The sequence below is a fragment of the Actinoplanes siamensis genome (assembly GCF_016862395.1).
Taxonomy (GTDB): domain Bacteria; phylum Actinomycetota; class Actinomycetes; order Mycobacteriales; family Micromonosporaceae; genus Actinoplanes; species Actinoplanes siamensis.
This window is the reverse complement of the sequence record NZ_BOMW01000036.1, coordinates 1-19,272: the sequence shown is the minus strand read 5'-3', so window position 1 is coordinate 19,272 and position 19,272 is coordinate 1. Positions and strand designations below refer to the sequence as shown.

Below are 19,272 nucleotides of genomic sequence, written 5' to 3'. Positions count from 1 at the left end.
CGTCGATCGACGCCGGCGCCAAGGGGTACTCGGCACGTGGTTCCTCCATGGAGTTCGTGGTCACCGGCGTCATCCTTGAAGCCCGGCGAAATTGCGGGTTACACCATCGCACAGCGGCGCTGCCTTGGCGAGAGGCCGTTTGGTCGCGCTGTGCTACGTCAAACCTCGTGGCGCAACGGGCCGCTCTCCATCTTCCGTGTGAAGATTTTAGCCCGCCTGGGCCAAAGCGTCCTGGGCCAGTTCGGTCAGCTGAAGTTCCGCAACCTCACCCCGGGTGAACCAGGACGCCCGGTCGGTTGATCCGCCGGCCGCTTCGGTCACGCGCGCGATGACCGGTTCGTCCACTCTTACGCGGTATACGACGCGGATTACCTGCCAGTCCATCGGCACGCCTTCCGGCCCGAGGGCCGCGGGGTCGTACCGGTGACCCACGCTGAGTAGTCCGTCGATCCGCCCACGTTGTGAAGTTTCTTCATAAAGTTCACGGATGAGGCCCTGCTCCGGGGTCTCGCCGAAGTCGGTCCCGCCGCCGGGGAGATGCCACTGCCCGCCGCCGGGATAACCCTGCGTGATCCGGGCCAGCAGGATGCGCCCGGCCGGATCGGTCACCCAGCCGTACGCCCCGAACCGCTGCACCCGGTCGGCCCGCAGCACCGGCTCGTCGTCGTGCGGAACCTCGCCCGGCGCCTCGAACTGCACCCCGAGCGTCCGCGCGGTGAACGGCAGCAACGGCCGGGCGGCCACCTCGGCGTGCGTCACCCACTGCGCCAGATCGGTCGTGCCGTCGGTCTCCGCGCGCACGTCGCCACCGGTCACCGTCACGTCGTAGACGATCCGATCGGTGTGCTCGAGCGGCCCGTCCGGCAACGCGACCACGTCGGCTACCACGGCGCGCACGCCGGTGACGGCCACGGCCAGTCCGGTCTCCTCGGCGACCTCCCGGACCACCGCGTCGGCCGGGTGCTCACCGTGGTCGACGCCGCCGCCGGGCAGCGACCAGACACCGGGGAAGGCACTGCGGTCCGATCCCCGGGTGAGCAGGACACTGCCGTCGGCGGAGCGGGCCACGCCGTACGCGGCCGTTCTTCTGATCTTCACTGTGCCTAGATTAGCTTCGCCGCCCGCAGCGCATCGGCGGTGACCTCGGTCAACTGATCGGCGGCCAGTTCAGCGACGTCCTTCAACGGCATCCAGCGCGCCTCCGAGGTGGAGCCGCCGACGTCGTGGATGACCACCTCGGTCGGCCGGTCCACGATGACCCGGTAGAACGCCCGGACGCCGTGCCAGTCGATCGGGTACCCCTCCGGGCCGAGCGAGGCGGCGTCCCGGTGGCTGGCCACCCCGAGCAGCTCGATCAGCCGGCCCGCCTGGCCGGTCTCCTCGACCAGCTCCCGGATCAGGGCGGTGCCGGGCTGCTCGCCGTAGTCGGTGCCGCCGCCGGGCAGATGCCAGCAGCCGGCGCCGGGATATCCCGGAGCGATCCGGGTCAGCAGCAGATTCTCGTACGGGTCGGTCGCGATCGCGTACGCCGCGAACCGCTGCGCCCGATGCAGGCCGTCCGGCCCCTCGTAGGCGTAGAAGGACGGGAACGTCGGCGGCACGTCGGGGCGCAGGTCGGGTGAGCCGGCGCTGAGCCCGAGGGCGGCCGCGGCGAACTGCCGCAGCTTCAGCTGCTCGGCTTCTTTCAGGGTGAACCAGCGCGCCAGGTCGGTGGCGTGCCCGACCCGGTCGATCAGGTTGCCGCCGCGCACCGACACGGTGTAGATCAGCCGGTCGGTGTGGATGGTGACGCCTCGGTGCGGCATCGAGCGCATGTCGGCCAGGACGTCACGCAGCCCGGTCACCGCGACGGAGAGTCCGGTCTCCGCCGCGGTCTCGCGGACGACTGTGTGGTTGGGATCTTCGCCGTGATCGACGGCGCCGCCGGGCAGCGACCAGACGCCGGGAGTACCCGACTTGGCCGAGGCCCGGACCAGAAGGACCCGGCCCTCGTCGTCGGTCGCGACGGCGTAGGCGGCGATCCTGCGGAGCGGTTCCAGTGCGGGGGTCACGAAGCGGCATTCTGCCCGGATTATGTTACCTATCCGGGCCGTCTGTCGGGTTCCTGACAGTTGAATCGCGCTGCGTAATCGCAGCTCAGGGTGGATTTAGCCGCCCTGGGCGATTGATCCACTACTCACCGTCACTCCCACTCGATGGTGCCCGGCGGCTTGCTCGTGACGTCCAGCACAACCCTGTTGATCTCCCGGACCTCGTTGGTGATCCGGTTCGAGATCTTGGCGATCAGGTCGTACGGAAGACGCGACCAGTCGGCGGTCATCGCGTCCTCGGAGGAGACCGGCCGGAGCACCACCGGATGCCCGTACGTCCGGCCGTCACCCTGCACGCCGACGCTGCGCACGTCGGCCAGCAGCACCACCGGGAACTGCCAGACGTCGCGGTCCAGCCCGGCGGCGGTGAGCTCCTGGCGGGCGATCAGGTCGGCCTGGCGCAGGATGTCCAGGCGCTCCCGGTCGACCGCGCCGATGATCCGGATGGCCAGGCCCGGGCCCGGGAACGGGTGCCGCTGAACCATCGCCTCGGGCAGTCCCAGCTCGGCGCCGAGCGCGCGCACCTCGTCCTTGAACAGCGTGCGCAGCGGCTCGATCAGCGCGAACTGCAGGTCGTCGGGGAGGCCGCCGACGTTGTGGTGGGACTTGATGTTCGCGGTGCCGGTGCCACCGCCGGACTCCACCACGTCGGGGTAGAGCGTGCCCTGGACCAGGAACTCGATGTGCCGCTCGGCGTCCAGGTCACGGGCCGCGGCCTCGAACGTCCGGATGAACTCGCGGCCGATGATCTTCCGCTTCTGCTCCGGGTCGGTGACGTCCTCGAGGTGGCCGAGGAACTGCTCCTCCGCGTCCACGACGACCAGCCGGATGCCGGTGGCGGCGATGTAGTCCTTCTCCACCTGCTCCCGCTCGCCCGCGCGCAGCAGGCCGTGGTCGACGAAAACGCAGGTGAGCTGGTCGCCGATCGCCTTGTGGACGAGCGCCGCGGCGACCGCCGAGTCCACCCCGCCGGAGAGCGCGCACAGCACCTGCTTGTCGCCGACCTGCTCGCGGATCGCGGCGACCTGGTCCTCGATGATGTTGCCGGGCGTCCAGGTGGGCTCGATGCCGGCGATGTCGTACAGGAAGCGCTTGAGCATCTCCTGACCCTGCTCGGTGTGCGCCACCTCGGGGTGGAACTGCACGCCGGCCCGCTTGGCGGTGAGGTCCTCGAAGGCCGCGACCGGGGCGCCCGGGGTGGACGCGGTGACCATGAAGCCGGACGGGGCGACCGAGACGCTGTCCCCGTGGCTCATCCAGACCGGCAGGTCGGCCGGCAGGTCGCGGAGCAGCGAGCCGCCCTGCGCGGTGAGCAGGGTCCGCCCGTACTCCCGGGAACCGGTGTGGGCGACCGTGCCGCCGAGCGCCCGGGCCATCGCCTGGAAGCCGTAGCAGATGCCGAAGACCGGCACCTCGCTGTCGAAGAGGCCGGCGTCGAGCGAGGGTGCGCCCGGCTCGTAGACGCTGGACGGGCCCCCGGACAGGATGATCGCGGCGGGATTCTTCGCCAGCATCTCGGCGACCGGCATCGAGTGCGGGACGATCTCCGAGTAGACACGGGCCTCACGGACCCGGCGGGCGATCAGCTGGGCGTACTGGGCGCCGAAGTCGACGACGAGGACGGGACGCGGGGTGCTCACCCGGCGAGTTTACCGGCGTCCGCGCACTCGGGCATTGAGCACCCTCGCGGGGCTCCTCTACTGTTCGCGCTATGCGGAGCAACAAGATCACCTGGGCCGTGGTCACCGGGGTGGTTGTCGCCGCGCTCGCCGGGGTCGGGGTGGCGATCGCCGTCAATCGGGGCCCGGACGGTTCCGGGGTGTCGCCGGCGCTCCCGGGCCCGGCGGCATCGGCGCCCGTCACCGAGGCGGCGGCCAGCCCGTCGCCTTCCCCCGGCGCCGACCTCACCGGCCCGCTCGACCTGCTGCTCGCCGGTGTGGACACGCGCATCACCGAGCCCGGCTGGGAGCCGCACTCCGACGCCATCATGTTGCTGCACGTGGAGCCGGGGCTCAGATCCGCGTATCTCTATTCCCTTCCGCGCGATCTGCGGGTGCGGATCCCCGCCTACCGGAAATCCGGTTTTCCGGGTGGAAGACACAAACTCACCGAGGCGATGGCGTACGGGTCGCGCCTGCCCGGCAAGAAGACCAAGAACATCCAGAACGGGTACGAGCTGCTCACCAGGACGATCAGCGACTACACCGGCATCAGGACGATCCAGGCCGGCGCCATCCTCAACTTCGGTGGCCTGGACCAACTGGTGGACGAGCTCGGCGGCATCGAGATCACCGTCGATCGGAAGGTGAGGTCGCGGCACCGGCAGCCCGACGGCAAGCTGCGCGAACTCTCCGGACACGACTTCACCGGGCCGCAGGCGGTGTATCCGCCGGGCCGGCAGCACATGGTGGGCTGGCAGGCGATCGACTACGCCCGCCAGCGGTACGGCCTGCCCAACGGCGACTACGACCGGCAGCTGCACCAGCGGCAGATGGTCAAGGCGATCCTGGACAAGGCGCTGGGCGAGGGGCTCACCGATCCGGCGCGACTGCAGTCGGTGATCACCGCGTTGGGACAGTCGCTGGTCACCATCGGTGGGCGGCAGCCGGCCGACTACGCGTACGCGCTGCGTGATCTCACCCCGGCCGACATCGTCTCGGTCCGGCTCGACGGCAGCGGGGTCGGCAGCGGCGGCGGTTACCTCGGCGAGCAGCTCAACGCGGAGGCCCGGGGCTTCCTCACCTCGGTCGCCAGCGGAAAGATCGCGGCCTATCTGAAGGCGCATCCGGAACTGGTTGACAGAAAGTAACCGTATCCTGGCTCAGATGAAACAACGGGGTTCGATTCCCGCCGCGATGGCGCTTCTGCTCCTCGCCGCAGGGTGCACCAAGGACAATGCGTCGCCGCCCCCGAGCGTCGCCGCGCCGGCTTTCCGGCCCGGTACGGACGGGATCGGTGATCCGTACTTCCCGAAGTACGGCAACGGTGGGTATGACGTGGCCGGCTACAACCTCGACCTGCGTTACGACCCGAAGGCCGGCAAGCTGGCCGGCCGCGCGACGATCACCGCGACCGCGACGCAGGATCTGTCTCGGTTCGACTTCGACCTGGCCCGTCTGCAGGTGTCCGGAGTCACTGTCGACGGCGTCGCGGCGTCCAGCCTGGCCAGCGACAACAAGCTGGTCGTCACGCCGGCCACCGGAATCGCGAGCGGGCAGAGGTTCACCGTGGTGGTGAACTACGCCGGCGTTCCCGGCCTGCTGGAGAACAAGGCGCTGGGCAACGGCGGCTGGATCCGCACCAAGGACGGCGGGGGCATCGCGCTCGGCCAGCCCGAATCGGCAAGCACGTGGTACCCGGTCAACGACCACCCGGCCGACAAGGCCACGTTCGCGCTGTCCATGACGGTGCCGAGCGGGCTGGAGGTGATCAGCAACGGGGTGCCCGGGCCACGTGCCACCGCGGGCGGCTCGACCACCTGGCGGTGGAGCGAGAGCTCGCCGATGGCCAGCTACCTCTCGTTCGTGGTGATCGGGCAGTACCGGGTCGGCACCGGCACGCACGACGGCGAACCGATGATCACCGCGGTGCCGGACTCGCTGCCGGCCACCGGTCCGGCCGCCCGGTCGCTGGCCATGACCGGCGAGATCACCGACTATCTGGCGAGCGTGTTCGGGCCGTACCCGTTCGACGCCAACGGCGGGGTGGTGGTCGCCGACGACCGCATCGAGTACGCCCTGGAGACCCAGTCCCGGCCGGTCTACGGGCCCTCGTTCTTCACCCGCAAGCCGAACCCGGGAGTGATCGCCCACGAGATCGCGCACCAGTGGTTCGGGGACAGCGTGTCGCTCGACAGGTGGCAGGACATCTGGCTCAACGAGGGCTTCGCGACGTACGCCGAGTGGCTCTGGTCCGAGCACTCCGGCGTGGAGACCGCGCAGCAGCACTTCGACGACTCGTACGCCCGGTTCGACTGGCGCACGCCGCCCGGGAACCCCGGTCCGGCTCAGCTCTTCGGCGACGCGGTCTACGAGCGCGGCGGGATGACGGTGCACGCGCTGCGCACGACCATCGGCGACAACGCGTTCTTCAGGCTGCTCAGGACGTGGACCAGTGAGCACCGGAACGGCAACGGCACGACCGCCGAGTTCATCGCCACCGCGGAGAAGGTGTCCGGAATGGACCTCGACGGCTTCTTCCAGTCCTGGCTCTACGGAACCGTCAAACCCACGGCCCCGTAGCCGGGGAACGCCGGTGCGGAGGCGGCTGAATTCCACGCGCCCGCGAAGTATGCGGACGCCGGGGATTCAACTGACTCCGCACCGGGTATCACCTGTTCTGCCGCGCGACGGGGCGCGGCAATCAAGTCACGCAGCGAAGCAAAGCGCTCAAGCACTCAGCGAAGCGCGGCGATCAGGCGCGGTCCAGCACCAGGGCGACCTTCTGGAACTCCTTGACGTCGCGGTACCCACACTTGGCCATCGCCCGACGCAGGCCTCCGAACAGGTTGAGCTGGCCGTCCGGCCGGTCCGCCGGGCCGTACAGCAACTGCTCCAGCGTGCCGTCCGGCTCGCCCGCGATGCAGAAACCACCGCGGGGCAGGGCCGGGTGGCTGGCCGCCGAGTGCCACCAGGCGCCGCCGGCCGGCGCGCCGTCGGCCAGCGACAGCGGCTCACCCAACATCACCGCGTCGGCGCCGCAGCCGATCGCCTTGGCGATGTCGCCCGAGGTGGCGATGCCGCCGTCGGCGATCAGGTGCACGTAACGACCGCCGGTCTCGTCCAGGTAGTCCCGGCGGGCCGCGGCCGCGTCGGCGATCGCGGTGGCCATCGGCACCCGGATGCCGAGCACGGTGTCGGTGGTCGACCACTCGTCCGCGCCGATGCCGACGATCACGCCGGCCGCGCCGGTGCGCATCAGGTGCAGGGCGGTCTTGTAGTCCGTGCAGCCGCCGACGATGACCGGCAGGTCGAGGTCGGCGATGAACTCCTTGAGGTTGAGCGGCTCGTCGGTGGTGGAGACGTGCTCCGCCGAGACCAGGGTGCCCTGGATCACCAGCAGGTCCACACCGGCGTCCAGGATCACCGGGGCGAGCGCCAGGGTGTGCTGCGGCGACACCCGGACGGCGACGGTGACCCCGCCGTCCCGGACCTGGCGGACGCGCTCACCGATCAGCTCCGGCTTGATCGGCTCGGCGTACACCTCCTGCAGCCGCTTGGTGGCGTCCGCCTCCTCGTCCAGCGCGGCGAGCTCCTCGAGGATCTTGGTGGGATCCTCGTACCGGGTCCACAGGCCCTCGGCGTTGAGCACGCCCAGGCCGCCGAGGCGGCCCAGGGCGATCACCGACTCCGGGCTCTGGGTGGCGTCCGACGGATGCGCGACGCAGGGGATCTTGAACGGGTACGCGTCGAGCTTCCACTCGGTCGAGACGTCGTCGACATCCCGGGTCCGCCGGCTCGGCACGATCGCGATGTCATCCAGGTGGTAGCCGCGCTGCGCGGTCTTACCGAGGCCGATCTCCACTACGTCACGCATGGCTCAGGGACGCCTTCATTCGTTTTCCGGTCGGCGGGTGGGGTATGGGAAGGCTTATCGGGAGTGGTAGTTGGGGGCCTCGACCGTCATCTGGATGTCGTGCGGGTGGCTCTCCTTGAGCCCGGCCGCGGTGATCCGGATGAGCTGTCCCCGCTCCTGCAGATCGGGGATGGTCTCCGCGCCCACGTAGCCCATGGCCGCGCGCAGGCCGCCGATCAGCTGGTGCGCCACCCTGGACAGAGGACCACGATAGGGCACCTGGCCTTCGACGCCCTCCGGCACCAGCTTGTCCTCGTTCACATCCTGCTGGAAATAGCGGTCCTTGGAGTACGACTTGGCCTGGCCGCGGGACTGCATGGCGCCGAGCGAGCCCATCCCCCGGTACGACTTGAACTGCTTCCCGTTCATGAAGATCAGCTCGCCGGGGCTCTCCTCGGAGCCGGCCAGCAGGCTGCCGAGCATCACCGTGCTGGCGCCGGCCACGATGGCCTTGGCGATGTCACCGCTGTACTGGATGCCGCCGTCGCCGATCACCGGGACACCGGCCGGCCCGCACGCCCGGGTCGCCTCCATGATCGCCGTTATCTGCGGCACGCCCACGCCCGCGACGATCCGGGTGGTGCAGATAGCGCCCGGTCCGACGCCCACCTTCACCGCGTCGGCGCCCGCCTCGACCAGCGCCTTGGCGCCCGCGTAGGTCGCCACGTTGCCGCCGACGATGTCGATCGGCACGTCCTTCTTCAACCGGGCCACCATCTCCAGCACGGCCCGCTGGTGACCGTGCGCGGTGTCGACGATGACCACGTCGACGCCCGCGTCGACCAGGGCCCGGGCCCGCTTGTACGACTCGTCGCCGACGCCGACCGCCGCGGCCACCCGCAGCCGGCCCTGAGGGTCCTTCGCCGCGTTGGGGAACTGCTCGGATTTGGTGAAGTCCTTCACCGTGATCAGCCCACGCAGGCGGCCGGCCTCGTCGACCAGCGGCAGCTTCTCCACCTTGTGCCGGCTGAGCAGGGCCAGCGCCTCGTCCTTGGTCACGCCGACCGGCGCGGTGATCAGCGGAGCCTTGGTCATCACGTCCCGGACCTTCGCGTCCAGGTCGTTGACGAACCGCATGTCGCGGTTGGTGACGATGCCGACCAGCACGCCGGCGGCGTCCACCACCGGGGCGCCGGAGATCCGGTAGCGCCCGCAGAGCGCGTCGACCTGGCGCAGGGTGTCGTCCGGGCTGCAGGTCACCGGGTTGGTGATCATGCCGGACTCGGAGCGCTTCACCAGGTCGACCTGGGTGGCCTGGTCCTCGACGGAGAGGTTGCGGTGCAGCACGCCGATGCCGCCCTGCCGCGCCATGGCGATCGCCATGCGCGCCTCGGTGACGGTGTCCATCCCCGCCGAGAGCAGCGGAATGGACAGCTCGACGTTGCGGGTCAGACGCGTGACCGTGTTGACCCGGCTGGGCACCACGTCCGACTCGCCGGGCTGCAGGAGCACGTCGTCGAAAGTCAGACCGAGGGGAACAGTGCGAGCGCTGTCAGTTTCCACAGATCATCCCTAGAACAGGTCATCCCTAGACAAGAGGCGGAGTCCATCATCCTACCCATCCCGGGCGGGGCACCCTGGCGGCGGACAGAACGTGCGGGCCAGCACACTCCCCCGGGAGGTGAGTACGGTATGGGGGTGCAAGAAGAGCCGATCGACCCGTTCAACGGCGACCCCGCCGACCCGGCCGCGGAACTCGACGACCTCAACGAGGACGCCGAGAGCGAACCGCTGACCGAGGAGGAGCGGCAGGACGTTCTGGAGGATCTCTCCGACCTCGAGATCTATCAGGCTCTACTGAGCCCGACCGGCATCCGTGGCTTGGTCATCGAGTGTGAGGACTGCCACGAGCCGCACTACTTCGACTGGGACCTGCTCCGGGGCAACCTGCGCCACCTGTTGAGCAGTGGGCGCCCGCGGGTGCACGAGCCGGCCTACGACCCCGACCCCGATCATTACGTGACCTGGGAGTACGCGAGGGGCTACGCCGACGGCGTCCACGACACCCTGACCGAGGGCTCCGACGACGACTGACCGGCACCCCCACCGAGCTCTCGACGACCCCGGCATCCCGGCACGGGCCCGGCGACGCCGGCACCCTGGCCGGGTCCCGGCGCGGACCGGCATCCCGGCCGGAGCTTCCGGCGACGACCGAGTCCCGCCGCGCGTGGCTTCCGGGACCACCCACCCATCGTGAACAGCGCGCCGGCGGGCAGACCGCCGCGCCCGGCTCCACCGGGAGCGACGGCCTGCGCCACGGCGGACCTCCGGGCCGGATCGCGAGGTGTCGATCAGGCGACCAGGCCCGCCCGGAAACCCGCGGCGACCGCATGCGCCCGGTCCCGGGCCCCGAGTTTGCGGAACAGCCGGCGGGCGTGCGTCTTCACGGTGTCCTCGGAGACGAAGAGCTCCCGGCCGATCTCCGCGTTGCTCTTCCCGTCCGCCATCCCCCGCAGAACCTGCAGCTCACGCTCGGTGAGCGTGAGCCGCCGCCCGGCCGGCTGGCCATCGCCCATGCCGACCCCCTCGTTGCCCGGCCAGGCCACCATCGGCCGGCCGGTGGCCGGGTCGATCGGGGCGTCGCCGCGCTGAGCCGGCACCATCGGTGAGTTCGGCAGCATGGCGGGGACGGCGGCCGCGTTCGGCGCGCCCATACCGATCCCGTCGCGGTACTGACCGCGTGCCGCCGGTGAGTTGTTGTTGCGCATCCCGCCGGCCACCCCGGCGGGCTGAGCGTTGGCGCCGTTGATCGGCATGCCCTGCGGGCGTACCGGCAACAGCAGCAGGAGCAACGCCTTGGCGACGACACTGACCAGGTCGTGCTCGACGCCACGGATCACGCCGCGGGCGCCGGCGGCGACGGCCGCCGCGGCCACCCGCGGATCTTCCGCCCCGAAGAGCACCACTTGTGCCTGCGGGGCGCGGGCGAGTACGCGCCGGGTGAAGCCGACGCTGTCGGGTCGGGTCACGGCGGTGTCGGCCAGGACCACTTCGGCCGGCCGTTCCGCCAGTCGGATCATGGCCTCGGTCTCGCTGACCGCGGTCCGGACGACGCCGGTCATGCCGAGCCGGGCCGCGGTGGACGCGACGGTCTGGGCCGCCAGCGGGGTTCGGACGCACACGAGGACGGTACGCACAGTGATCCTCCTTCTCTCTCAGAGGAGATCACGCGAGGGCCGCAGCATTACGCGCTTTAGATGGAAAAAACGGGAAAGAAAGGTATGGCTTGCGAGCTCTTTGCCACACGACTCGCGGAGACATCGACATGTTGCGTGTGAGCCGGCGATCGCCGGGGTACATGCGCGTGAGGCCTGCGTCAGGCCCCCATGTCGACCACTCCGCGGTGCCGCGCGGTAGGGAGGGTGTTGATGTCGAACGTTCGCAGGCTGCCCGGGCCGATCGCCGACCTGTGGGACTGGCAGCGCCTGGGGCTCTGCCGGGGTCGGGACACTGCGCAGTTCTTCCACCCCGACGGCGAGCGCGGTTCGTCCCGCAATCGCCGGGAGGCCAAGGCCAAGACGATGTGCGGCGCGTGTCCCGTGCGGGCCGAGTGCGCCGCCCACGCCCTCGCGGTGCGCGAGCCGTACGGGGTGTGGGGAGGGTTCAGCGAATCGGAGCGGCTGCGGCTGCTCGCGGTCGGCTGGGAGGATCTGGCCGATCGTCACGGACGGGTCGACCTGGCCCGGCTCGAGGCGCGCCTGGGCCGGCCCCACAAGTCGGCAGTGCCCGCACAACGGCAGGCACCGGCGGCCTGAGGCCGCCCGGCACGCGGCATCACCACACGACTGGCGACACGGTCCTCCCCGGGGGGCCGTGTCGAGTGGTTCAGCGGTTCTTCAACCGCATTGGTGGACATGCAACCCACCGTATGAGCGACTTGTGTTTTCGAGTCGGACCAAAAGTGCGGTTTTCGGCTAGCCGACGGAGACGGTCACCTGGTGCCATCCGGTGGCGCCGTCGGGCGCCGGATCGGCGATCTCCGACGTCTGCGGATGGCCGTCCAGATCGGTCGCCCGCACCCGCAGCACATGCTGGCCGGGCATCGCGTCCCAGGTGTGCGTCCACTGTCGCCAGGTGCCGTCGGAGACCGCCGGCGCCAGCGCGGCCGTCTCCCAGGGACCCTCGTCGACCTGCACCTCGACCTTGGCGATGCCCCGGTGCTGGGCCCACGCCACACCGGCCACCACGACCGGGCCGGGCTCGCGCCGGGTACGGTCGCGCGGCGTGTCGATCCGTGACCCGGTCTTGATCGGGCCCTGCGCCGACCAGCCGCGCGGCACCCAGTAGGCGTCGAAGTCGGAGAACCGGGTCAGCTCGATCCCGGTGATCCACTTGCAGGCCGAGACGTACCCGTAGAGTCCGGGAACGACCATCCGCACCGGGAAGCCGTGGTCGACCGGCAGCGGCTCGCCGTTCATCCCGATGGCGAGCAGCGCGTCCCGCCCGTCCCGCAGCGCCGCGGTCGGCGTGCCGCACGTCCAGCCGTCGATCGAGCGCTGCACCACCTGGTCCGCGCCGGGCAGCGGGTCGGCCTCGTCGAGCAGCGCCTTGATCGGCGTGCCCAGCCAGAGCGCGTTGCCGATCAGGTCGCCGCCGACCTCGTTGGAGACGCAGGCGAGCGTCACGTAGCGCTCGACCATCGGGCGTTTCATCAGGTCCGCCCAGGTGATGGTGATCGGGTTGCGGACCATGCCGTGTATCCGCAGCGTCCACGTCGCCGGATCGACCTGCGGGGTGATCAGGGCGGTGTCGATGCGGTAGAAGTCCTCGTTCGGCGTGACGTAGGGGACCGCCCCGTTCACCTGGGCGCCGGCCGGGACCGCCGGCCGGGGTCCGCTCGCCGCCGGCAGGGTGAGCTCGCTGCGGGCCGCGGTGGCCGCGCCGCGTGCGGTGAGCCAGCGGCCGGCCAGGCCGCCGCCCGCGGCGACGGCGCCGACGATCCCCACCTGCTTGAGGAATCGCCGCCGGCTCTCGCCGTCCGCCGGCTCGTCCGATCGGGAGTACGGCGTGAGCCGCACCAGATGGCGCAGCACGAACCCGGCCAGCACAGCCCCGGCCAGTGCCGGGACCGGGGCGCCGGCCCCGGCGCCCGGGCGGGTCCAGGCGGCCGCCGCGCCGACCGCCCCGAACAGCGCGATCCCGGCCACCGCGAGCGCCCACCGGCGCACCGCGAGCACGCCCACCCCGAACGCGTAGAGACCGAGAAGGATGGCCGTCCCGGTGAGCAGCGCGGTTTTGTCGTGCGTCCCGAACGCCGCGATGGCGAAGTCCTTCACCCCGGCCGGCACGTGGTCGACGACCACGCCGCCGACCGCCACCAGCGGCGCCGACCGCGCCCCGGCGAAGACCGCTGCCAGCTCCGCCAGACCGAGCGCCGCCGCGGCCGCCGCCACGCCGGCGAGCCCGGCCCGCATCGATGTTCTCACCAGGCCATCCTGCCTCGCGGAACGCCGGATCACCGGCCTCGTAAGCGGTTCGTAAGACGTCGGATCCAACCGGCCGGGGGCGCCGGGATCAGCGACGGGTCCCGGGCCGGCATCTCGATCCGCGCGCCCGCCGGCACCCGGGCGTCCACCGCGCGGATCACCTCGGCGGCGTCCCGGAACACCGCCGGCTCGATCCGGACCGCGATCCCGTCCCGGCCGATCAGCTGCCGGGCGCCGTCCGGCCAGGCGAGCAGGGCCACGCAGTCGTCGTACCGGACCGTCGAGGGCTCCCCGCCGATCACGTGGCTCACCCCGCCCGGACCGCTGACGAGGTGCTGCTCCGGGGCGCGGACCGCCTGGTGGAGCCGGCCGGCGACGGTCGTCCCGGAGCAGGCCGGCGCGCCGGCGTACCCGGCCCAGTCGGCGCGGGCGCCGGACGGGACCATCAGCAGCCCGGCGTCGTACGCCCTCGCCGCCACCCCGGCCACGTCGTCCACGGTCACCGCCCGCACCTCGGCGACCGCCTCGTCCAGGTCCTTCAGATCCTGGCCGGACAGCAGGTTGAACGCGTGCCCGGGGAGCCGGCCACCCCGGGCGTCGGCGTCGGCCAGCCCCTCCGCGGTCAGCCGGACCACCGCCGACACGTCGTCCGCCGCGACAACTCCGGCCCGCATCGTGGCCAGCACGTCGACCAGGCCGCCGAGGACCGCGCCGCGCTTGTCGGCGGGCGCGCCGGCGTAGGCGACGATCCGGGCGTCGCCGCCGGACCGCGGCTGATAGTCGGTCCGGACCGCGTCCGAGATCCCGTCCCGCTGCCACAGTTCCCGGAACATCTGCCGTTCCAGCACGTTCGCGAAGACCGCGGCGCGCGCCTCCCGGCGGACCAGGCTGTCCCAGGCGACGTCGCTGTCCGGGCCGGCGAACCAGGCCGGGGTGGCCGGCAGCGCCGAGGACGGTTCCGGGGCGGGTTGCCGCGCCCCGCTGGCCAGGTGCAGTTTCAGCGCCGCCGGCACCTCGTCGCCGGCGATCCAGAGAGCCGCGTTCTCCCGGTTGAAGTAGCGCGCGATCCAGTCCAGCAGCCGCTGTTCGCCGATCCCGTCCAGACCCCACTCCGGGTAGCCCGGCAGGCCGAAGTCGCGGGCGCCGTGCCGCCACAGCGCGAGCGGGTCGGTGCCCCGGTCGGTGGCGCGCATACGCTCACGGGCCGCGGCGATCCGGTCGGCGCGGGGTTCGCGGAGCGCGTCGCAGACAACGGTGAGGAAACCGGTGATCTCCTCGGCGGTGCCCCGTACGTGGAAGAAGGTGTGCTCCACCCCGGTCGTGCCGTTGTGCCGCTGCCCGGCGGCGCCGAGGGCGTCCAGCGCGAGGTGCTCGGCCAGGCGGGTGATGCCCCGGACCGGCAGCGTCTCGTCCGCCGTCCCGACCCGGAAGACCAGGCCGGCGTGCATCGGCCCGGTGGCCGGCGCCAGCACCGTGGGCACGCCGTCCACGTCCACCTGGCGGATCATGCGGCGCCTCCGGCGGGCAGCGCGCGGGCGCGGTACCGGCTGATCACCGTGGCCGGATCGCCCAGGTACGACCAGGGCTGCCCGGTGGCCAGGTCGCCGAGCGCGGTGAACATCGAGGCCACCGCCGGCATGTCGTCGAGCAGCGCAAACGCCATGGCGAACGTGCTCATCACGGACACCCAGCCGTGCGTGCGGCGGAACTCCGGGTGCCAGACCGAGCGCTTGGCCGCCTCGTAGAGTTCGCCGCGGACCGGGTCGGCGCACAGGTGTTCCCGCTGGGCCGCGGCGTCGCCGTCCAGGCCGGCCCAGTGCTCCAGGTGCGCCTCGGCGACCAGCACCGGGTTCAGCGTGCCGGGCGGCGCGGCGTCGGCCGACTCCCTGGCGAACGCGTGCGCCAGCGGCCAGTCCCCGCCCCACTTCGGACACAGTTGCCGCAGGAACTCCGACTGGCCGGGCAGGAAGTGCGGGTCGATCCCGGCCAGCCGGTCGTACCGCCTACGCGCCTCGGACCGGCCCAGCCGCAGGCCCCGGGCGGTGGTGATCCGGGCGGTCCAGACCGCCGGGTCGTCCGGCGTGCGCGCGGCCGCGTCGATCAGCACGATCTCCGCCTGGCGCAACTTGTCGTGGAAGGCGGCGGACTGCTCGCGGCTCACGTCCCGCGCGCGCCGGGCGGTCCGGACCGTCCGGCCGGCCTGGATCAGCTGCTGGCCGAGCAGCGCGCCGGCGGTGCTGTCGGCGGGCTGCCCGGCCAGCACGCCGCGCAGCAGATCCTCCCGGCCGGAGTGCGCGCCGCCCGCCTGGATCAGGTAGCCGCGCTCCACCGGCTCGGCGGTGTCGAGCAGGGACCGGGCCGCGGACCAGTCCCGAGAGTCCAGCGCGGAGCGAAGTTCGGCGATCTTCGGGTACGCGGCGGCAGGGTCCAGTACCGGGTGGTGCGGGGGCATGCGCGGCAGCATAGATCTTCCGGCGACGATTCGCGCCCGCCGGGTGATCAGGGGATCAGGGGATCGTCGAGCAGCCGCTCGAAGGCCAGCTCGGCGGCGCCGATCAGGGCCGCGTCGGCGCCCAGCTCGGGGGTGCGCAACCGGACGTGCTCGCGGCAGGCCGGCAGCCCGACCGCGTTCAGCCGGCTGCGGATCTGCGCCGCGGCGACCAGGTACACGTCGCGCAGCGTGCCACCGAAGATCACCACCTCCGGGTTGAAGATGTTCACCAGGTTGCCGACGCCGAACCCGATCCAGTCGCCGACGTGCCGCAGCGCGTGCTGGGCCTGGCTGTCCCCGCGCACCGCGGCGTCGACGACCTCGAGCACCACGTCCCGCCCGGTCCGGTTCTCCCGGCCGGACAGGCGCAGCAGCGCGTGCTCGCCGATCTCGGTCTCCCAGCAGCCGCGCGAGCCGCAGTCGCACGGCCGGCCGTACGGGTTGACCACCATGTGACCGACCTCGCCGCCGTACCCGCCGTGGCCGGTGACCCGCCGCCCGCCGGCCACGATGCCGGCGCCGACCCCGACGTCGCCGTACAGGTAGATGACGTTGTCGCAGCCCACCGCCGCGCCTCGGGCGTGCTCGGCGAGCGCGCAGACGTCGGCGTGGTTGCCGATGCTGAGCGTGCCGGGCGAGCCCAGCTCGGCACTCAGGGCCGCGCCGACCGGCTCCTCGACCCAGCCGATCGTGGGCGCGAGCCGGACCATGCCGTCCTCGCGGCGCACCATGCCGGCCACCGCGAGACCGCTGCCCACGCAGCGGGCGTCGTCGCTCACCTGGTCGTGCATCGCCCGGACGAACCGGGCCAGCGGCTCGACCGCCTCGTCCGCGCTCATCCCGGGCGGCCGGACGGTCTCGTACTGTTCCAGGATCCGCCCGCCCAGCCCGACCCGGCCGGCGCGCAGGCGATCCACCTCGATGCTGAGGGAGTACGCGAAGATCTTCTCCGACTCGGGCCGGACGACCAGTGACGGCCGCCCGGCCCGGCCGGTCTCCTTGGGCGGCGCCTCGCTGACCAGCCCCTGGCTGATCAGCTCGGCGGTGAGTGCCCCGATGGTGCTGCGGTTGAGGCCGAGCCGGGTGGTGAGCTCCGCCCGGGACGTGGCGCCGTGTACGTGGACGTACCGCAGCAGTGTCCCGAGGTTGTGCCGGCGGACCTCTTCCTGGCTGGGGCCTGCACGCATCGTCAGCGGTTGCCCGTGGCCGCGGCCCGTCGCCGGGCCAGCGCGTCCACGCCCGCCGCGATCAGCAGGATGATGCCGGTGAACATGTAGCGCGTGCCGGACGAGAAGTCCATCAGGAACATGCCGTTGTCGATGACCGCGATCACCGCGCCACCGATCACCGCGTGGATCATCTTGCCCTTGCCGCCGAAGAGGCTGGTGCCACCGATGACGGCGGCGCCCACGGCATACAGCAGGGTGCTGCTGCCACCGGTGTTGGGGTCGACCGAGCCGGCCCGGCTGACCAGCATGACGCCGCCCACCGCGGCCATGAACGAGCCGATCACGAACACCGAGATGCGGATCCGGTCGACCGGGATGCCGGCGCGGCGGGCCGCCTCGGCGTTGCCGCCGACGGCGTAGACGTGCCGGCCGTACGTGGTGCGGCCCAGCACGAACGTCCAGAGCACCAGGAAGCCGCCGATCACCGGCGCCGCGATCGGGACGCCCTTGAGCGTGGCGATGGCCGGGTTGATCGCCCGCTCCTGGGTCAGGATCGCGGTCGAGACCAGCAGCAGCGCCGCGATGCCGACGACGCGCAGCACGATGATGCCGATCGGCTCGGTGACCAGGCCGCGACGGGCCCGCCCACGGTGCCGCAGGAACTGGATCAGCGCGAAGCCGGCGACCGCCGCCACAGCGAGAGCCCAGCTCCAGGCGACCGGGAGGCTGTCCTTGTTGAGCGACTTGATGAAGCCGTCCGGGATCGAGATGTTCTTGCCCTCGCCCAGCAGGTTCAGCAGCACGCCCTGGAAGGCCAGGAAGGCCGCCAGGGTGACGACGAAGGACGGGATGCCGACCTTCGACACCAGCAGGCCCAGCAGCAGGCCGATCACCACGCCGGTGGCCAGCGCGGCGGCCAGCGCGACGCCCTGGTTGTAGCCGTGCTCGGTGAGCAGGATGGCCATCACCGCGCCGCAGACGCCGGCCGCGAAACCCGCGGACAGGTCGATCTCGCCCAGCAGCAGGACGAAGATCAGGCCCATCGCGATCATGATGGTGCCGGCCGCCTGGTTGAACAGGTTCGCGAAGTTGCCGGCGCTGAAGAACGTGTCGCTGCGGGCGCTTCCGAAGATCGCCACCAGGATGACCAGGCCCAGGACGGCGGGCAGCGCGCCGAGGTCGCCGCCCCGGATCCGGCCGAAGTAGTCGCGGAAGTGGCTGGCGACGGTGGGCTTGACGACCTTGACGCCACCGGCGGTCTCAAGGGTGGGTGTGGTGGTCACTGGTCCGCTCCAGGCGTGATGTCGACGAAGTCGGTGGGCTTCTCCGGCGGGAGGCCCAGGTTGCCGCTGCGCCCGCCGGTGATCAGCTCGACGACCTGCGAGTGCGTGACGTCGCTCGCCTTGACCTGGGCCGCCATCCGGCCGAGGTACAGCGTGGCGATCCGGTCCGAGACCGCGAAGACGTCGTTCATGTTGTGCGAGATCAGCACCACGCCGAGCCCGTTGTCGGCCAGGCGGCGGACCAGCTCCAGGACCTGGGCGGTCTGCGCGACGCCGAGGGCGGCGGTCGGCTCGTCCAGGATGACGACCTTGCTGTTCCAGAGCACGGCCTTGGCGATCGCCACGGTCTGCCGCTGACCGCCGGAGAGGCTGGCGACCAGCTGCCGCAGCGACTTGACGGTCCGGACCGACAGGCTGGCCAGGGTCTCACCGGCCATCTGCTCCATGGTCGGCTCGTCCAGGACCACGCCGCGGACCTTCTCCCGGCCCAGGAACATGTTCTGGACGATGTCCAGGTTGTCGCAGAGCGCGAGGTCCTGGTAGACGACCTCGATGCCGAGCTCGGCGGCCTCCCGGGGACTGTGGATGGCGACCTGCCTGCCGTCGAACGTCACCGTGCCCGCGTCGATCGGGTAGATGCCACTGATGCACTTGACCAGCGTCGACTTGCCGGCGCCGTTGTCGCCCACCAGGGCGGTCACCTCGCCGGGATAGACGCTCAGTTCGACATCGTGCAGGACCTGTACGGGACCGAAGCTCTTGTCGATCCCGCGCAGCTCCAAAAGGGGTGTCGCGGCCACGGATGTTTCTCCTTCGTTCGGTGACCGGCCGTTCGGGAACCGCGTGAACCAGACTCAGGCGCCGCCCACGCGGGTTGCGTGAGCGGCGCCGTCGCCGGTTCGAGCGGTGGTGCTGCTGCTGGATCAGCTGATGCCGGCAGCGGTGCAGGCCGCCGCGAAGGCGGCGGTGCAGAGCTCGGCCTTGGTCACGAAGCCGTCGTCGACGACGGTCTTGAGGTTCGCCTTGGTGATCGCCTCCGGCTTCAGCAGCACGGACGGAACGGACGCCTTCGACTGCGGGTCGGTGACGGTGCCGGTCGCGCTGGTCGGCTTCTCCCCCTTGGCCAGCGAGACGGCCAGGTCGGCGGCCGCGTTGGCCTCCTTCTTGATGGCCTTGTAGACGGTCATGCACTGGTCGCCGGCGAGGATGTTCTGCAGACCCTGCACGGTGGCGTCCTGG

16 protein-coding genes and 1 pseudogene are annotated in these 19,272 nt (G+C 71.4%); 4 read left to right on the top strand and 13 right to left on the bottom strand.

The window, feature by feature from the left end:
* Window positions 1–207 precede the first annotated feature (207 nt).
* The 3 genes from Asi03nite_RS19790 to guaA form a co-directional block, all read right to left on the bottom strand.
* A complete protein-coding gene (locus Asi03nite_RS19790; RefSeq protein WP_203681783.1) occupies window positions 208–1,098 on the bottom strand; it encodes an NUDIX domain-containing protein in 891 nt (296 codons plus the stop codon).
* 5 nt (window positions 1,099–1,103) lie between these two features.
* On the bottom strand, window positions 1,104–2,051 hold the full coding sequence (locus tag Asi03nite_RS19785; protein ID WP_203681781.1) for an NUDIX hydrolase: 948 nt from the start codon (window positions 2,049–2,051) through the stop codon (window positions 1,104–1,106).
* 131 nt (window positions 2,052–2,182) lie between these two features.
* Window positions 2,183–3,730, bottom strand: a complete 1,548-nt coding sequence (gene guaA, locus Asi03nite_RS19780) for a glutamine-hydrolyzing GMP synthase (protein WP_203681780.1) — start codon at window positions 3,728–3,730, stop codon at window positions 2,183–2,185.
* A 71-nt stretch (window positions 3,731–3,801) separates the two neighbouring features.
* Here guaA and Asi03nite_RS19775 point away from each other — a divergent pair, with 71 nt between their 5' ends.
* Entirely contained in the window at window positions 3,802–4,899 is a 1,098-nt protein-coding gene (locus Asi03nite_RS19775) for an LCP family protein (RefSeq protein WP_203681778.1), read from the top strand.
* 16 nt (window positions 4,900–4,915) lie between these two features.
* A complete protein-coding gene (locus tag Asi03nite_RS19770; protein ID WP_203681776.1) occupies window positions 4,916–6,331 on the top strand; it encodes a M1 family metallopeptidase in 1,416 nt (471 codons plus the stop codon).
* 172 nt (window positions 6,332–6,503) lie between these two features.
* Here Asi03nite_RS19770 and Asi03nite_RS19765 read toward each other — a convergent pair whose 3' ends face one another.
* Entirely contained in the window at window positions 6,504–7,625 is a 1,122-nt protein-coding gene (locus tag Asi03nite_RS19765; protein ID WP_203681775.1) for a GuaB3 family IMP dehydrogenase-related protein, read from the bottom strand.
* Window positions 7,626–7,679: 54 nt separating this feature from the next.
* The gene (gene guaB / locus Asi03nite_RS19760) at window positions 7,680–9,167 is read right to left on the bottom strand and encodes an IMP dehydrogenase (RefSeq protein WP_203681774.1); all 1,488 of its coding nucleotides are present in this window, start codon (window positions 9,165–9,167) and stop codon (window positions 7,680–7,682) included.
* 135 nt (window positions 9,168–9,302) lie between these two features.
* On the opposite strand from guaB, the gene Asi03nite_RS19755 reads away from it, so the two are divergent.
* The gene (locus tag Asi03nite_RS19755; protein WP_203681949.1) at window positions 9,303–9,698 is read left to right on the top strand and encodes a DUF5319 domain-containing protein; all 396 of its coding nucleotides are present in this window, start codon (window positions 9,303–9,305) and stop codon (window positions 9,696–9,698) included.
* A 257-nt stretch (window positions 9,699–9,955) separates the two neighbouring features.
* Here Asi03nite_RS19755 and Asi03nite_RS19750 read toward each other — a convergent pair whose 3' ends face one another.
* Window positions 9,956–10,801, bottom strand: coding sequence for a response regulator transcription factor (locus tag Asi03nite_RS19750; RefSeq protein ID WP_203681773.1), 846 nt, complete (start codon window positions 10,799–10,801; stop codon window positions 9,956–9,958).
* A 231-nt stretch (window positions 10,802–11,032) separates the two neighbouring features.
* Between Asi03nite_RS19750 and Asi03nite_RS19745 the strand changes: the two genes are divergently transcribed.
* A complete protein-coding gene (locus Asi03nite_RS19745) occupies window positions 11,033–11,419 on the top strand; it encodes a WhiB family transcriptional regulator (RefSeq protein WP_203681772.1) in 387 nt (128 codons plus the stop codon).
* A 159-nt stretch (window positions 11,420–11,578) separates the two neighbouring features.
* Here Asi03nite_RS19745 and Asi03nite_RS19740 read toward each other — a convergent pair whose 3' ends face one another.
* The 7 genes and pseudogenes from Asi03nite_RS19740 to Asi03nite_RS19710 all read right to left on the bottom strand — a co-directional run.
* A complete protein-coding gene (locus tag Asi03nite_RS19740; RefSeq protein ID WP_203681947.1) occupies window positions 11,579–13,078 on the bottom strand; it encodes a molybdopterin-dependent oxidoreductase in 1,500 nt (499 codons plus the stop codon).
* Between the two features lie 41 nt (window positions 13,079–13,119).
* Complete coding sequence (locus tag Asi03nite_RS19735) at window positions 13,120–14,598, bottom strand: M16 family metallopeptidase (protein WP_203681771.1); 1,479 nt, start codon at window positions 14,596–14,598, stop codon at window positions 13,120–13,122.
* A complete protein-coding gene (locus tag Asi03nite_RS19730) occupies window positions 14,595–15,542 on the bottom strand; it encodes a hypothetical protein (protein ID WP_203681770.1) in 948 nt (315 codons plus the stop codon). The genes Asi03nite_RS19735 and Asi03nite_RS19730 overlap by 4 nt, the downstream gene beginning before the upstream one ends.
* A 47-nt stretch (window positions 15,543–15,589) precedes the next feature.
* A complete protein-coding gene (locus Asi03nite_RS19725; protein WP_203681769.1) occupies window positions 15,590–16,768 on the bottom strand; it encodes an ROK family transcriptional regulator in 1,179 nt (392 codons plus the stop codon).
* Between the two features lie 2 nt (window positions 16,769–16,770).
* Window positions 16,771–18,033 (bottom strand): sugar ABC transporter permease, encoded by a 1,263-nt coding sequence (locus Asi03nite_RS19720; protein WP_203681767.1) that lies wholly within the window; start codon window positions 18,031–18,033, stop codon window positions 16,771–16,773.
* On the bottom strand, window positions 18,030–18,833 hold the full coding sequence (locus Asi03nite_RS19715; protein WP_203681765.1) for an ATP-binding cassette domain-containing protein: 804 nt from the start codon (window positions 18,831–18,833) through the stop codon (window positions 18,030–18,032). Before Asi03nite_RS19715 ends, Asi03nite_RS19720 begins: the two co-directional genes overlap by 4 nt.
* Window positions 18,834–18,956: 123 nt before the next feature.
* Window positions 18,957–19,272, bottom strand: a pseudogene (locus Asi03nite_RS19710) (sugar ABC transporter substrate-binding protein); the annotation flags it as partial.

What these genes read in the sequence shown, in the direction of transcription:
- Asi03nite_RS19775 (WP_203681778.1), top strand. Translation starts at nt 3,802, where the DNA reads ATGCGGAGCAACAAGATCACCTGGGCCGTGGTCACCGGGGTGGTTGTC.
- Asi03nite_RS19770 (WP_203681776.1), top strand. Translation starts at nt 4,916, where the DNA reads ATGAAACAACGGGGTTCGATTCCCGCCGCGATGGCGCTTCTGCTCCTC.
- Asi03nite_RS19765 (WP_203681775.1), bottom strand. Translation starts at nt 7,625, where the DNA reads ATGCGTGACGTAGTGGAGATCGGCCTCGGTAAGACCGCGCAGCGCGGC.
- Asi03nite_RS19745 (WP_203681772.1), top strand. Translation starts at nt 11,033, where the DNA reads ATGTCGAACGTTCGCAGGCTGCCCGGGCCGATCGCCGACCTGTGGGAC.
- Asi03nite_RS19740 (WP_203681947.1), bottom strand. Translation starts at nt 13,078, where the DNA reads ATGCGGGCCGGGCTCGCCGGCGTGGCGGCGGCCGCGGCGGCGCTCGGT.
- Asi03nite_RS19735 (WP_203681771.1), bottom strand. Translation starts at nt 14,598, where the DNA reads ATGATCCGCCAGGTGGACGTGGACGGCGTGCCCACGGTGCTGGCGCCG.
- Asi03nite_RS19730 (WP_203681770.1), bottom strand. Translation starts at nt 15,542, where the DNA reads ATGCCCCCGCACCACCCGGTACTGGACCCTGCCGCCGCGTACCCGAAG.
- Asi03nite_RS19725 (WP_203681769.1), bottom strand. Translation starts at nt 16,768, where the DNA reads ATGCGTGCAGGCCCCAGCCAGGAAGAGGTCCGCCGGCACAACCTCGGG.